The 14,297-nt window shown below is 61.8% G+C and carries 16 protein-coding genes; 8 read left to right on the top strand and 8 right to left on the bottom strand.

Annotated elements, in window-relative coordinates; translation table 11 throughout:
- Positions 1-41: 41 nt before the first annotated feature.
- From EFD55_RS25215 to EFD55_RS25205, 3 genes are all read right to left on the bottom strand, one after another.
- A complete protein-coding gene (locus EFD55_RS25215; protein WP_125848565.1) occupies positions 42-1,001 on the bottom strand; it encodes a 2-hydroxyacid dehydrogenase in 960 nt (319 codons plus the stop codon).
- Positions 1,002-1,029: 28 nt separating this feature from the next.
- Positions 1,030-2,052 (bottom strand): LacI family DNA-binding transcriptional regulator, encoded by a 1,023-nt coding sequence (locus EFD55_RS25210; RefSeq protein WP_003590238.1) that lies wholly within the window; start codon positions 2,050-2,052, stop codon positions 1,030-1,032.
- 119 nt (positions 2,053-2,171) lie between these two features.
- The gene (locus EFD55_RS25205; protein WP_125848683.1) at positions 2,172-2,684 is read right to left on the bottom strand and encodes a MarR family winged helix-turn-helix transcriptional regulator; all 513 of its coding nucleotides are present in this window, start codon (positions 2,682-2,684) and stop codon (positions 2,172-2,174) included.
- Between the two features lie 85 nt (positions 2,685-2,769).
- Here EFD55_RS25205 and EFD55_RS25200 point away from each other — a divergent pair, with 85 nt between their 5' ends.
- The 5 genes from EFD55_RS25200 to cysE all read left to right on the top strand — a co-directional run bounded on the left by EFD55_RS25200 (position 2,770) and on the right by cysE (position 7,229).
- On the top strand, positions 2,770-3,558 hold the full coding sequence (locus EFD55_RS25200) for a creatininase family protein (RefSeq protein ID WP_125848563.1): 789 nt from the start codon (positions 2,770-2,772) through the stop codon (positions 3,556-3,558).
- Positions 3,559-3,706: 148 nt separating this feature from the next.
- Positions 3,707-4,789 (top strand): CobW family GTP-binding protein, encoded by a 1,083-nt coding sequence (locus tag EFD55_RS25195; protein WP_125848561.1) that lies wholly within the window; start codon positions 3,707-3,709, stop codon positions 4,787-4,789.
- Entirely contained in the window at positions 4,789-5,778 is a 990-nt protein-coding gene (locus tag EFD55_RS25190) for a WD40 repeat domain-containing protein (protein WP_125848559.1), read from the top strand. The genes EFD55_RS25195 and EFD55_RS25190 overlap by 1 nt, the downstream gene beginning before the upstream one ends.
- A gap of 16 nt (positions 5,779-5,794) precedes the next feature.
- Complete coding sequence (locus EFD55_RS25185) at positions 5,795-6,292, top strand: GNAT family N-acetyltransferase (RefSeq protein WP_125848681.1); 498 nt, start codon at positions 5,795-5,797, stop codon at positions 6,290-6,292.
- Between the two features lie 118 nt (positions 6,293-6,410).
- Positions 6,411-7,229, top strand: coding sequence for a serine O-acetyltransferase (gene cysE / locus EFD55_RS25180; RefSeq protein WP_125848557.1), 819 nt, complete (start codon positions 6,411-6,413; stop codon positions 7,227-7,229).
- 288 nt (positions 7,230-7,517) lie between these two features.
- On the opposite strand, the gene EFD55_RS25170 is transcribed toward cysE, so the two are convergent.
- Complete coding sequence (locus EFD55_RS25170; RefSeq protein WP_125848553.1) at positions 7,518-8,108, bottom strand: GNAT family N-acetyltransferase; 591 nt, start codon at positions 8,106-8,108, stop codon at positions 7,518-7,520.
- A gap of 94 nt (positions 8,109-8,202) precedes the next feature.
- Entirely contained in the window at positions 8,203-9,336 is a 1,134-nt protein-coding gene (gene odc2, locus EFD55_RS25165) for an ornithine/lysine decarboxylase (RefSeq protein ID WP_125848551.1), read from the bottom strand.
- A 531-nt stretch (positions 9,337-9,867) separates the two neighbouring features.
- Between odc2 and EFD55_RS25160 the strand changes: the two genes are divergently transcribed.
- The 3 genes from EFD55_RS25160 (at position 9,868) to EFD55_RS25150 (ending at position 12,598) form a co-directional block, all read left to right on the top strand.
- Entirely contained in the window at positions 9,868-10,761 is an 894-nt protein-coding gene (locus tag EFD55_RS25160) for a LysR family transcriptional regulator (protein WP_125848550.1), read from the top strand.
- Positions 10,762-10,886: 125 nt separating this feature from the next.
- Complete coding sequence (locus EFD55_RS25155; protein ID WP_125848548.1) at positions 10,887-11,528, top strand: DUF1007 family protein; 642 nt, start codon at positions 10,887-10,889, stop codon at positions 11,526-11,528.
- Positions 11,522-12,598: a nickel/cobalt transporter gene (locus EFD55_RS25150; RefSeq protein ID WP_125848546.1), complete on the top strand. Its 1,077-nt coding sequence runs from the start codon at positions 11,522-11,524 to the stop codon at positions 12,596-12,598. Before EFD55_RS25155 ends, EFD55_RS25150 begins: the two co-directional genes overlap by 7 nt.
- A gap of 2 nt (positions 12,599-12,600) precedes the next feature.
- On the opposite strand, the gene EFD55_RS25145 is transcribed toward EFD55_RS25150, so the two are convergent.
- The 3 genes from EFD55_RS25145 to EFD55_RS25135 all read right to left on the bottom strand — a co-directional run bounded on the left by EFD55_RS25145 (position 12,601) and on the right by EFD55_RS25135 (position 14,282).
- Positions 12,601-12,807, bottom strand: a complete 207-nt coding sequence (locus tag EFD55_RS25145) for a hypothetical protein (RefSeq protein WP_125848544.1) — start codon at positions 12,805-12,807, stop codon at positions 12,601-12,603.
- Complete coding sequence (locus tag EFD55_RS25140) at positions 12,804-13,499, bottom strand: GNAT family N-acetyltransferase (protein ID WP_125848542.1); 696 nt, start codon at positions 13,497-13,499, stop codon at positions 12,804-12,806. The genes EFD55_RS25145 and EFD55_RS25140 overlap by 4 nt, the downstream gene beginning before the upstream one ends.
- A 63-nt stretch (positions 13,500-13,562) precedes the next feature.
- Positions 13,563-14,282, bottom strand: coding sequence for a tellurite resistance TerB family protein (locus EFD55_RS25135; RefSeq protein WP_125848540.1), 720 nt, complete (start codon positions 14,280-14,282; stop codon positions 13,563-13,565).
- Between the last annotated feature and the right edge of the window lie 15 nt (positions 14,283-14,297).

Here is a 14,297-nt window from a genome sequence, read left to right as displayed (position 1 = left end):
AAGATCGGAACTGCGTCCGATGAATCAACTTCTATGCGCGCCTAGACCTTTTGCGGCGTCTCCGGCACCGGCGTCAGCGCCGCCCCCTTTTCGAACCAGGCAATCAGATTGTCGGCGACGAGATCGGCCATGGCATTGCGCGTCGGCACGGATGCCGAAGCGACATGCGGCAGCAGCACGGCATTCTCAGGTGTCAGCAAGCCGGCAGGAACGGTCGGCTCGTCGTAGAAGACGTCGAGGCCAGCCGCTCCGAGCGCGCCGGAAGCAAGGGCAGCACTCAAGGCTTCCTCGTCCACCGTCCAGCCGCGGCCGACATTGACGAGAATGCCGCCGGGACCGAGAGCGGCGAGAATATTGGCATCGATCGTCTTGTGTGTCTGCGGCGTCTTCGGAACGATGGCAATCAGCGTATCCACCGCTTCCGCCAGCCCCTTCAGCGTCAGATGATAATCGTAGGGCGCGTCAGCATGGCGCGAACGCGTGTGATAACTGATCTTCACCTTGAACGGCTCCAGCCGCTTGGCGATTTCGAGCCCGATGCGGCCAAGACCGTAGAGCCCGACATGGCGTCCCTTCAGCGAGAAACGCGACAGCGGATAGGCGGTGCCCGGTTTCCAGTTGCCGGCGCGCAGCCAAGCTTCGGCCCGCGGCAACTCGCGGATCGTGTTCAGGAGCAGACCCATCGCCGTGTCGGCGACCTCGTCGTTCAGAACATCGGGCGTATTGGTGACGACGATGCCCTTTTCGGCGGCACGCTTCACATCCATGCCGTCATAGCCGACGCCGAAACTGGCGATCACTTCCACATGCGGCAGCTGATCCATCCAGGCGCCGGGAAAGGCGCCCGAGACGGCGACGCCACGGATGCGGCCGGCGGTTTCGCCGTCCAGTGCAAGCAGCCTTTCCTCGCGCGCGACGGCGATAATCTCAAAACGATCCTTCAGCCTTTCGAGAACACGGTCGTGTATCTTCCCAGGAACGAGAATGGCGATGCGGGACATGGCTTTTCCTCTTGGATGGGGTCTTGATTCAAGCGCGGGGCCGATGAGGACTGGTGGACTGACGGATGCGCATTTCCGGCTTGATGAGATGCATGCCGTCAGGCTCGTGGCTGCCGGCAAGGCGATCGAGCAGCGCACGGGCGGCGAGCCGCCCCACCTCAGTCTGGCCGTTCCACACGGTCGTCAGCGCCGGAGTTGCGATCGAAGCCTCCTCGAGATCGTCATAACCGGTGACGGAAATGTCGCGTCCCGGCACCAGGCCAGCGCGCGCAATGCCGTTCATCAGACCGATGGCGACGAGATCGTTCCAGCAGACAGCCGCCGTCGGCTTCTGCGGCAGCGAGAGGAAATGGACTGCCGCTTCGAAACCGCCCTGCTTCGAGCGCGGGCCGGGGATGCGCAGGTTCGGATCGACCTCGATGCCGGCCTTGCGTAGCGCGTTGACATAGCCCTGGTAGCGGTCGCGGCCGGTGGATGTCTGGTCCGTGCCGCCGATCATGGCGATCGAGCGGTGGCCGAGGCCGATCAGATGGTTGGTGGCGAGCGAGATGCCGTAGCTGTCGTCGCCGCGATAGGTCGGCAGGTCCTGCCCTTCCATCGAACGGGCGACAAGGATCGCCGGCATGCCGTTTTCTTCCGCCAGCTGCACGTCCTCAGGTGGCGTGCCGATCGCCGGCGACATGATGACGCCGTCACCGCCGAGTTGCAGCAGCGTCTCGATGAAGGTGCGCTGCTTTTCGACATTGTCGTAGTGGTTGGAAAGGATGAAGGTATGGCGGCTGCGATCGAGTTCGCTTTCGATCGCCTTCAGGATCTCTCCGTAGAAAGGGTTCATGATGTCGTGCACGACGACGCCGATGATGCCGGAGCGCGAGGTACGCAGACTGGCGGCGCGGCGATTGTAGATATAGCCGAGCGCGCGGGCCTGTTCCTTGATCTTCTCCCTTGTGTTGCCGGCGACGAGCGGACTGTCGCGTAAGGCAAGCGACACGGTCGCCGTTGAAATGCCGAGCGTTTCGGCAATCGTCGAAAGCTTGATCTTCTGAACCACGCGTCCTCCTCCAGGCAGCATGCGAGACAGCAAGACCCTGCCGGCGAACCGACACGGCCCTTAAAATGTTTAATTAAAAGATTTAACCGCCGTAAGCAATTCGTCTTTCAACGGAAATTTCAGTCTTCGTCCGGTTCTTCGACATGAAGCGCTTCGGCCTGCAGATTGGCGTCGATCGCTTTCAGCAGGCGAACGAGATTGCGGATTTCCTTTTCGGAGAATTCCAGCGTCGCCAGCCGGTCGCAGGCTGAAGCCGCCATCTCGATTGCCTGCACGCTGCCGCGGCCGAGTTCGGTGAGATAGACCTTGGTGAGGCGCGCATCCTCCGCATCGGGCTTGCGCTCGAGGAAGCCCTGCGCCTCCATGCGGCCAATGGTCCGCGTCATCGTCGGCGCCTTGACGCCAAGCTTCTGGGCAAGGCCGCCAGCCGTCATGCCGTCGCTTTCGGCCAGCGAGAGAATGACGCCGTCCTGGCCGGCATAGAGCCCGCTTTCGAGCAGGTTGCGCGAGAGCACGGTGCGCATGGAACGAGCCGCCTGGGTGAGTGCCGGAGAAAGATCGATGAGCGTATACTCGGTCTGGTCCTTCTTCTTGGACTTGCTCTTTTTGCCGTCCTTGTGCTTCTTTCCCATAGCCATCCCTTTGATCTTTAAGCCCCGGCGCCATTGCGATATGACATTGCCCAGGATCTCGTCATAAACAAGAGGCAACCACCGGATGATGACGCCTTCGCCCCGCTTCGAAGACAGCGATCCGGCTTTTGCTCCTGATGGACGCCGCCCGATCGTCGTTCTGCCGCTCGGCGCTCATGAGCAACACGGCCCTCACCTGCCCTTCGAAACCGATACCCTGATTGCCGAAGGCATCGTCGGACGATTGAAGATGGCCCTGCCCGCCGGCCTGCCGGTCACCTTCCTGCCCGCCGAATCGGTCGGCTATTCCATAGAGCATATGGATGTTGAAGGAACGAAGACGCTTGCCTTCGACGAAGCGGTAAACCGCTGGCTCGGGATCGCCGAAGGGCTGGCGAAGCAGGGAATTCGTAAATTCGTGATGCTGAATGCTCATGGCGGCAATTCGCCTGTAATGACCATCGTCGCGACCGAGGCGCGGGTCCGCTTCGCCATGCTGGCGGTGGCGACGAGCTGGACGCGCTTCGGCGTTCCCGAAGGCGTGATCCCGCCGGAGGAAAAGGCGATCGGCATCCATGGCGGAGATATCGAGACCTCGGTGATGCTGGTGCTTCATCCCGACAAGGTTGATATGGCGAAGACGGCGAATTTCCCCTCGCGGCAGGCGGACTTCGCTGGCCGCTTCAAGCACCTGCGTGCCTACGGACCGCATGCTTTCGGCTGGAAGATGTCGGATCTCAACATGCAAGGCGTGGCAGGCAATGCCGCAGCTGCGACGGCTGAAAAGGGTGAGGCGCTCATCGCACACGCGGTGAAGGGGCTGGTGGAACTGCTGGAGGATGTCGATGCCTTCGACGTCACGCGGCTTCGGTGACGATCGACCATCCGCACCGGGTGGGCGATGTGATCTTATAACATTATAAAACCCTTTGAACTGCCGTGCCCAAGCCATTATATGAGACCAACTGTTCAAGCGGCCGATCCCAAGCCCCTCGGCCGCATGCTTCATCCTAGAGGTTCTCATGACCGACGCGATTTCCACTCAGAAGCCCATTCCCGTCACCGTGCTCACCGGTTATCTCGGCGCCGGCAAGACGACGCTGCTCAACCGCATCCTCTCCGAAAATCACGGCAAGAAATATGCGGTCATCGTCAATGAGTTCGGCGAAATCGGCATCGACAACGACCTGATCGTCGAGTCCGATGAGGAAATCTACGAGATGAACAACGGCTGCGTCTGTTGCACCGTGCGCGGCGACCTGATCCGCGTTGTCGAAGGCCTGATGCGCCGTCCCGGCCGTTTCGACGGCATCATCGTCGAAACAACAGGCCTTGCCGATCCGGTGCCGGTCGCCCAGACATTCTTCATGGATGACGACGTGCGCGCCAAGACCGAGCTCGACGCCGTCGTCGCTCTGGTGGACGCTAAGCACCTGCCGCTGCGCCTGAAGGACAGCCGCGAGGCCGAGGACCAGATCGCCTTCGCCGACGTCGTCGTCATCAACAAGAGCGACCTCGTGACTCCGGAAGAACTTGATGTCATCGAAGACATCGTCCGCGCCATCAACCCGGCCGCCCGCGTCTACAAGACCAGCCGTTCCGGCGTCGACCTCGCCCGAGTGCTCGATCAGGGCGCTTTCAACCTGGAACGTGCGCTCGAGAACGATCCGCATTTCCTGGAGCATGGCCATGACGATCATGTCTGCGGCCCGGATTGCGATCACGATCATCACCATCATGACCATGATCACGACCACCACGGCCATGACCATCATCACCACGGCGCAATGTCGGCGATCCACGATGTGACTGTGCAGTCGGTATCGCTGCGCGGCGGCGAGATGAACGCCGAACGCTTCTTCCCCTGGATCCAGAAGGTCACCCAGACGCAGGGTCCGAACATCCTCCGCCTCAAGGGCATCATCGCCTTCAAGGATGATCCCGAGCGTTATGTCGTCCAGGGCGTGCACATGATCATCGAGGGCGATCACCAGCGGCCATGGAAGGACGGCGAGAAGCATGAAAGCCGTCTCGTCTTCATCGGCCGCAATCTCGACCGCGAAAAACTCGAGGCCTCCTTCAAGGCTTGCGAGGCAGTAGCCTGATGCCAACAGTTGCACCGCTTGATCTCGACGGCCACGTTCTGGCCGTCGAATTTTTAGGTGATGTTCCCTTCTTCGCTAGCGCGGCCGGCACGTTTCACCGGCTGGACGGCGGCGTGAGGGTTTCAGAAGCCCACCAGGGCATGCTCACCGCGATCCGCGATCCCTATAGCGAAAGCCTGATTTCAGGCGGCGAGGACGGCAAGGTACTGCGCATTGCCTCAGACGGCAGCGTCAGCGAGCTCGCCACTGCCCCGCGCAAGTGGATCTCGCAGGTCGCGGCTGGCCCCCAGGGCGCCATTGCCTATTCCTACGGCAAGAGTGCGTTCGTGCGCCTTGCCGACGGCACGACCAAGGAATTTCCCGAGGAGCGCACCGTGGAAGGTCTTGCCTTCGCGCCTAAGGGCCTGCGCATTGCCGCCGCGCGCTACAACGGCGTGTCGCTGCACTGGGTCGGCATGAGCGCCAAACCGATCGATCTCGAGTGGAAGGGCGCGCATACCGGCGTCACCTTCTCGCCTGATGGCAATTTCCTCGTCACCTCGATGCAGGAAAACGCCCTGCACGGCTGGAAGCTCGATATCAAACCCGGTGCTGAAGCCCGCCACATGCGCATGACCGGCTATCCCGCCAAGGTGAAATCGCTCTCCTGGTCGGTCAAGGGCAAATGGCTCGCCTCTTCGGGCGCGCCGGCTGCCATCGTCTGGCCTTTCCAGGGCAAGGACGGGCCGATGGGCAAGGCGCCGCTTGAACTCGGCACCCGCGCCAATATCATGGCGACTTCGGTGAAGTTCCATCCGCTGGAGGACATACTCGCCATCGGCTTCATCGACGGCATGATTCTGGCCGTGCGAATCTCCGACAGTAAGGAAGCGCTGCTGCGCCGCCCCGGCAAGGGCGCGATCACGGCAATGAGCTGGAGCGGCAACGGCAAGCTGCTCGCCTTCGCCTCCGAAGCGGGCGACTGCGGCGTCATCGATATCTCGGCTTGAAGCCACCTTGCCTGGTATGGACGACGCCTTGACGGAACACGAAATCGTAGTGCTTGGCGCCGATCACATGCAGGCCGCAGCGAAGATCAGGCGTGAAGCGCTTTGGCAGCGGCTGCCCTGGCTGCCGGATCTGCATACGCCCGAGGAAGAAGAGCAGTATTGGCGGATGCATCTGCTGCCGAACTGCACGATCCTCGGCGCAGCCATCGGAACCCGTCTCGTCGGCGTCATCGCCTATGGCGACGACTGGATAGAACAGCTTTACGTTCTCCCCGATTTCCAGGCCATGGGCATCGGCTCCCTCCTTCTCGGCTGCGCCAAGGAGGAAATGGACGAGATCCGGCTCTGGACGTTCCAGCGCAATATCGGCGCACGCGCTTTCTACGAGCGGCATGGCTTTGCTGCCGAGGAAGAGACCGACGGCCTCGACAACGAGGAAAAGGAGCCTGACGTGCTCTATTATTGGCGCCGGCTTCCGGAGCTGACACTCAATCTGCAACCATCCAGCACTTAGAACATCGGATCACGCCCCAAAAGCACAGCTTGTCGGGGCTTGCCAAACGCCTTGCCGGGGCGAAACATGAACTGCGCGCAGAAATCGTCTTGCGCCGCGCCTGACGGAGGAACGGGAAATGCCGAAATCGACTGGCCTCGGTTCGGCCGAGCAACCGCCGCAGCCCCTGGGCGACGTATCCGTCTGGGTGGCAATCCGCGCCGAGGCGGCCGAGCTTGCCGCGCGTGAGCCGATATTGCAGCGGCGGCTTGCCGCGGAGGTAATGGACACCGCCGGCAACGATGAGATCATCGCCCGCGTGCTGGCCTCGCGGCTCCGCGCAGTACAGGTGGACACGGGCGACCTGTTCGATCTCATCCTGTCCACGCTGAACGACGATATTATGCGCAAGATCGAGGCCGATCTGCTGGCCGTGCGCGAACGCGATCCGGCCTGCACGACATTTCTGCACGCCCTCCTCAATCTGAAGGGCTTTCATGCGCTGCAGACGCACCGCATCGCCCACGCGCTCTGGGGCGCCGGCCGGCCGGAGATTGCCAGCTGGCTCGCCAACCTCGCGTCGCTGATCTTCGGGCCTGATATCCATCCGGCAGCAAGGATCGGCGCGTCCATCATGCTCGACCATGGCTCAGGCATCGTCATTGGCGAAACCGCGGTGATCGAGGATGAAGTGTCGATCCTGCAGAACGTTACGCTCGGCGGCACCGGCAAGGAGACCGGCGACCGCCATCCGAAGATCCGCCACGGCGTGATGATCGGCGCGGGCGCCAAGATCCTCGGCAACATCGAAATCGGCGCCTTCAGCAAAATCGCCGCCGGCAGCGTCGTGCTGAAGGCAGTTCCTCCGCATTGCACGGTCGCCGGCGTGCCTGCAGCCGTCGTGCGCATCCACCGCGCCGACGAAATCCCGGCCGAGACGATGGACCAGAATATCTAAAGTGCGTCGCGATCTTTCAGATTCGCTTGCCGCACTTTAGGTCTTTGTTTTCGCATGTCTTTAGCGCAAAACCGCTGCACACTTTTGTGCGACATGCTTTAGCCACTTTGGGATGGGGCGCCGCTTGCCCAATAAACAATCCGCGCCGCAACCACGGCAGGCCCGCCTGCCTCCATGGTCAAGCGGCGCGGACGTTGCCGGCCAAAGGGAAGGATTCCCAACCCCGGCCGGCCTGTCGGCCTTACGCATAACCTTCGCGCGCCTGAAGAGACGCGCGGCGCTTTCGCCTCAGGCTGCGCGGCGAACTGGCGCGCTCGCCAGCATGCGTCCCGAGGGAACGATCATGCCGGCCGCGCCGTCAAGCCAGCCTTCCGTGAGCTCCAGCGCAAGAAAGCGCGAGCGTTCGAACGGACCCGGCATGACAAGATGACGAGCCTTTTCGGCAAAGAAGCCGAAACGCTCGTAATAGGCTGCATCGCCGACGAGCAGGACGGCGCCGTGCCCACGATTTTTCGCTTCGAGGATTGCTGCGCGCATCAGCGCCGAGCCGATGCCCTTGCCACCGTGATGAGGCGCGACGGCGAGCGGACCGAGCAGCAGCGCGTTGATCGGCGTGCCTTCATCGTTGACGCCGGCCTCGATGTTCCAGAGCCGCACCGAGCCGATGACATGGCCGTCGCGGTCACGCGCGACGAGTGCAAGACCCTCGGCCGGAACGCGGTTGCGGCGAATCTTCTCCGACGACTTCTTGCGGCGATCCGGCCCCATGACGCGGTCGAGCAGGTTCTCGCGGGCAACGACATCCGAGGGATTTTCGGCGTCGATGATGAAAGTGGTAGGCGCAAAGAATGCGCGGACAGAATCAAGAACAGCGGCCATCTTGGCCTCCCGTACCCAATACCGTTATCAGCGGCGATGAAGGAAAATTGTGAAGTTGCCGCCCCGACTGGTTACGGGGCCGGCGGAAACGACCTTAGATGACGTAGGCCTTCAGCGGCTCGAAACCGTTGAAGGCGACCGCCGAATAGGTCGTCGTGTAGGCGCCAGTGCCTTCGATCAGGACCTCGTCGCCGATCGAAAGAGAGATCGGCAGCGGATAGAGGTTCTTCTCGTAAAGCACGTCGGCCGAATCGCAGGTCGGGCCGGCGATGACGCAGGGCTCCATCTCGTCGCCGTCGCGATCCGTGCGGATCGGGTAGCGGATGGCTTCGTCCATCGTCTCGGCGAGGCCGCCGAACTTGCCGATGTCGAGGAATACCCAGCGCGCATCGTCATTGTCCGACTTCTTCGAGATCAGCACGACTTCAGCCTTGATGACACCGGCATTGCCGACCATGCCGCGACCCGGCTCGATGATCGTCTGCGGGATCTGGTTGCCGAAATGCGTACGCAGCGCCTGGTAGATCGACTTGCCGTAAGCTTCCGCGGACGGAACGTCGCGCAGGTACTTGGTCGGGAAGCCGCCGCCCATGTTGACCATCTGCAGGTGGATGCCCTGCTTGGCAAGCGATACGAAGACGCGCTTGGCATCGGCGAGTGCGGAATCCCAGGCATCGACCTTGGTCATCTGCGAACCGACGTGGAACGAGACGCCATAGGACTGCAGGCCGAGCTGATGAGCGTAGACGAGAACGTCGACGGCCATCTGCGGCACGCAGCCAAACTTGCGCGACAGCGGCCATTCGGCGCCTTCGCCGTCCGTCAGGACGCGGCAGAAGACACGGGCGCCGGGAGCGGCGCGCGAGATCTTCTCGACTTCCTCGTGGCTGTCGACCGCAAAGAGGCTGACGCCGAGCGCATGAGCGCGAGCGACATCACGCTCCTTCTTGATCGTGTTGCCAAAGGAGATGCGGGCGGCGGTCGCACCGGCTTCGAGCGCCATTTCGATTTCGGCAACGGATGCGCAATCGAAATTGGAGCCGAGGCCTGCGAGCAGCTTCAGCACTTCGGGAGCCGGGTTGGCCTTGACGGCGTAGTAGATGGCGCTGTCCGGCATGGCGTGACGGAAGGCGTGGAAATTGTCTCTGATGACGTCGAGGTCAACCACGAGGCAGGGACCGTCGGGACGTCGGGTTGCGAGAAAGTCGCGGATGCGCTGGGTGGTCATATCGATTCCCTCTTCCAATTCCAGAGCTCCGGTATCAACCGGAGGACAAAGGGCATACGAGAACTCGCATTGGAACCAGCCGGTGGAGACCCCGGAACCATAGCAAGCGCTCGATGCGCGGATAGTGAACCAACGCCGCGGACGCGGTGTAAGTTCGGCTTTGTCTGCCATGGATTGGAGGGAGAATCCCAACCGCACTTCCGGCAATGATGGTGTGCCTCTTCAGTAACCCCCGCTGATGGAAAGCAGGGAGAGAACAAAAAGGCCCGCACCGTCGTTGCTTCAGGCGTCCTCGCATTTTCCGGTTGGCCGGAATAGCGACTGGAGGGGTTAATTCCAGGTACCTTACCGATTTCCTCACCAATTCGAGGGTTCGGCGGACACCCATGGGCACGTGCGACTTTGGGCTGAGTGGGAAATAAGAATATTCGCCTTCATAATCAAGCGTTTTTTTGATCTCGCCGCCAAAAAAATAATTGAACAAAACGTGCCGATTTGTTCAATATTCTAAAACGGCCTTTGAGGATTTCCATGGATACCTTGACCCGCATACGCGCCTTCATCGATGTCGTCGAGGCAGAAGGCTTTTCCGCCGCGGCGCGCCGCACCGGCCGCTCCAAGGCGCTGCTCTCCAAATATGTGCGCGAGCTGGAGGACGAGCTCGGCGCCCTGCTGCTCAACCGCACCACCCGGCAGTTCTCCATGACCGAAGCCGGCCACACCTATTACCGCACCGCCTCCGATATTCTGAAGGAGATCGACAACCTTGCCGATCTCGTGCGCGAGAACAACGCGCAGCTGAAGGGGCGCCTTCGCATTTCGGTGCCGCGCACCTTCGTCGATGCCGATGTCGGCCAGTCGCTGATCGATTTCGCCAAGGAGAACCCTGACCTCTCGCTGGAGATCGCCGCCGACGATCGATTCGTCGACCTGATCGAGGAGGGCTTCGACGTGGCGATCCGCGTCACCAAACTCGAAGACTCAGGCATGATCGCCCGCAAGATCTCCGATTTCCGCGTCCATATCTGCGCGACCCCTGAATTCCTCGAGCGCTATCCCAATATCGAGCACCCCAGCGATATTTCCAACGTGCCCTTCATCGTCGACACCAATGCCCGCACCCAGGCGAGCATCCGCTTCCACAATCCCGACAACACCTCGTTTTCCGTCGCCGTTTCCGGGCCGATAGAGGTGAACAGCCCGCATGCGACATTACGCGCAGCCCTTGCCGGCATCGGCATCGCCGTCGTCCCGGATTTCATCGCACGCAAGCCGATCGAAAGTGGCGAGCTTGTGACGTTGTTCAACGACTATATCCCGACCGACCGCGGTATCTATGCAGTCTATCCGCATCGGCGCTATCTTCCGGCCAAGGTGAGGATCTTCGTCGACTACCTGCACAACTGGTTCAAGAAGCATCCTTGACGCGGGTCTTTGCGCAGGGTGCGACATCGCTGCCTAACACCAGCGAATCCAAGGCGGGAGCCGGTCCCAATTCCGTCCCAATTTCTGGCAAGAAGTCACGGTCACCGAACAGGGCAGCGGGATAGATGAAACATTCGACAATACTGATGGCCGCGCTTCTGTCGCTGGTGCCGGCCGCCGCCTTTGCCCATCCGCACATCTTCGTGGAAGCGCGCCTCGAAGTCGTCGCCGGCAAGGATGGCAGCGTCGAGGAGCTGCGCAACGTCTGGCGCTTCGACGAAGTCTTCTCCTCCTCCGTCGTCATGGATTTCGACAAGAACACCGATCTGAAGCTGGAGCCGAACGAACTCGCGGAGGTCGGAAAAACGGTGAAGCAATCGCTTGCCGACTATGATTACTACATGAACCTGACGATCAACGGGAAAAACATCACCGTCCAGAAGCCCGATATCATCCATGTCGACTACAAGGACGGTCAGCTGCTGATGTTTTTTGCGGTGAAACCGGCGGAAAAGATGCCCCTCAAGGGCAGGCTCACCTTCGGCGTCTACGACCCGTCGCTTTATACCTCGATCGATTTCCCGACAGACAACGAACTTTCAATGGTTGGCGACGGTTTCAAGGCCTGCAAACATCAGGTGGTGCGGCCGGATGCCGACCAGGTGATCTCGCAAAACAAGCAGTCGTTGACGGACGCTTTCTTCAACGATCCCACAGGCACCAACATGTCCAAGCTCTTCGCCACCCGGCTGGAGGTGACATGCTGACGAATCGCCTACCCTTCACCCTTTCGGCTGCGATCCTCGCGCTCCTGACGGCGGCAAGTCTCGCCCATGCGCAATCGCCGCTCGGCATCGGCACGGCGGAGCCGAGCTTCCAGCCGACCGGCGGGCCGCTCGCACCGCTTTTGCTCTATGTGAACTACGAGCAGCAGGCTTTTTACCGGGCACTGACCGGCGCCTTGAAGGCGATGCGCCAGGACCCCTGGCAGCTGGCGTCGCTGATCGGCCTCTCCTTCGCCTACGGCGTCTTCCATGCCGCTGGCCCAGGTCACGGCAAGGCGGTCATCTCCTCCTACATGATCGCCAACGAGATCGAGCTGAAGCGCGGCGTGGTGATCTCCTTCATCTCGGCCTTCGTCCAGGGCGTGGTCGCGGTGGCGCTCGTCGGCGGCGCCTGGCTGGTGCTGCGCGGCACCGGCATCACGCTGACGGCGGCGACCCACGCGATGGAGATCGCCAGCTTCGTCATGGTCATTCTCTTCGGCGGCTGGCTGTTGTTTCGCAAACTGCGCTCGATGGTAGGCAATTTGCCGCGCCGCCGGCTGATGGCGACATCAGCCGGTCCGGTCTCCATGATGCTCGACTGGAAAGACAATGCGGCCGAACGCCAGGCCTATGCCTTCGACGGCAAGGCGCAGGCGGTGGAAGCCGGCCACACCTTCGTTCCCGGCATGGCCTGCGAGACCTGCGGCAATGCCCATGTGCCGGATCCGGCTCTGCTCGGCGGCGACAATTTCAGCGCCCGCGAAGCCTGGTCGGCCATCGCAGCCGTCGGCCTTCGCCCCTGCTCCGGCGCATTGCTTGTTATGACCTTCTCGCTGCTGAACGGGCTCTATCTCGGCGGCGTGCTTTCGGTCGCCGCCATGTCGCTCGGCACGGCGATCACCGTTTCGGTGCTTGCGACCCTTGCCGTCACCGCCAAGGGCGCTGCCGTCCGCCTCTCCGGGCGCGGCTCGACTGCCTCGGTCTGGGTCGGCAACGCCATCGAAATCCTCGGCGCCCTTCTCGTCATCCTGATGGGCGCCCTGCTGCTCGGCGCTTCGTTGCAGGGATAGGCCTACTTGCCCCTGCTTCTTTGGTAGCGCGCCCGCAGCCAGAAGACGGCGAAAAACGCCATGATCAGGCAGACGCCGACGAAGATCGCCAGCGTCGGCGAAAAATTGCCGATCCACAAAACGATGGTCGGCAGGAAATAGAGGACGAGGCCGGCGCCGAGCAGAATAATGGCGGCGGCGATCGCCTGCGAGCGGCTCTCCTGGTTCACGCGAGCCTTTCCTTTTCCAGATCGGCACGGATATCCTGCAGGCGACGCTTCTGGTCACCGGCATCGTTGAAATTCTCCGGCGAAAGCCAGGCTTCGAAGGCATCGTTGATCAACGGCCATTCAGCATCGATCATCGAAAACCAGGCGGTGTCGCGGTTGCGGCGCTTGGAGATCATGTGCTGGCGGAAAACGCCCTCGAAGCTGAAGCCATAACGGAGGGCCGTCGTCTTGCTCGCCTCGTTCTTGTTGTCGCATTTCCACTCGTAGCGGCGGTAGCCGAGCTCTTCGAAAACATGCTTGGCCATCAGATAATGCGCTTCGGTCGAAAGCGGCGACCGCTTCATCTCAGGGCCATGCGCCACCCCGCCGATTTCGACGACACCGTTTACCGGGTCGGCGCGCATGTAGTTCGCCATGCCGACAATTTTGCCGGTGGCGTTGTCACGGAAGATATGGGTGAGCCAGCCGGACTTGGTGTAGACGGTCTCCAGCCAGTTGGCGAAATCCTCGATCCCGGAGAAATCGTCCTGCGCGAAATAAAGAAGCAGCGGATTGATGCCCATGCCGCCGAGCCCGTCCCACAGCGCCTCGAGATGTTCGGCGCGCCGATAGGGCTCTATGGTGACGAAACGGCCCTTCAGCGTGACCGGCTTCGGCGCCGGGCAGCCCTTGAAATTTGCAAGATCGCGCATGTTCACTCCCCTTGTCTAGGAGTGGATAGGCCAGCCGCCCGGCAAAGGCAACCGGCCTGCTTGTTACTGTGACAAGGTAACCTTGGCGGAGGAGACCGTCGCCTCGATATGATCGACCAGCTGGTCGGCAAGGCCGAGCCGGCCGGCAAGCAGATCGAGGTAACCGCGCTCGGCGCGCGAATCCGGCTCGATGGTCAGCCGCGAAGCGGTGTAGAGCTCGACACGCTGTTCTTCCGTCGTCGCGGCGGCGACGAGCGCATCGATATCCGTCGGCGAAGCGAGCTCACGCTCGATGAAGGTGGCCGCTTCACCGCTGACATCGGCCGCCTTGATCTTGTCCATGATGAGGGCGCGTTCGGCATCGTCGATATGGCCGTCGGCCTTGGCGGCGGCGATCATTGCGCGGATTAGCACCAGCACGAATTCATTGCTGCCGGCAGGCGACTCCGGCCCGAAGCCGGATTCGGCAGGTGGCGGCAGGAGGATCGGATTGTTGGCCGATGGCGCATCCGAGGGAGCTGCGGGCGCCTGGCCTGCCTGGTAATTTTTGTAGGCCTGGTAACCGAGGCCGGCAATGGCGGCGAGGCCGCCGATCGCCAGCGCGTTTCCGGCAATGCCGCGGCCGGTCTTGGTGCCGAGAAGCACGGCCGCGATCGCGCCCGTCGCCAGCGGATTGTTCCTGGCCGTCTGCACGGCGTCACCCGCCCTGTCGCGGACCGTGCCGCCGAGACCCGGCACCTGCGAACCCAAGAACTGGTCGAGAAGCTTCTTTGCGTCGAACATTCCTCGTCATCTCCC

It is taken from the genome of Rhizobium pisi (assembly GCF_003938655.1).
Taxonomy (GTDB): Bacteria; Pseudomonadota; Alphaproteobacteria; order Rhizobiales; family Rhizobiaceae; genus Rhizobium; species Rhizobium pisi.
Note: the sequence above shows the minus strand (reverse complement) of the source record. Positions and strands in the feature narration are given on the sequence as shown.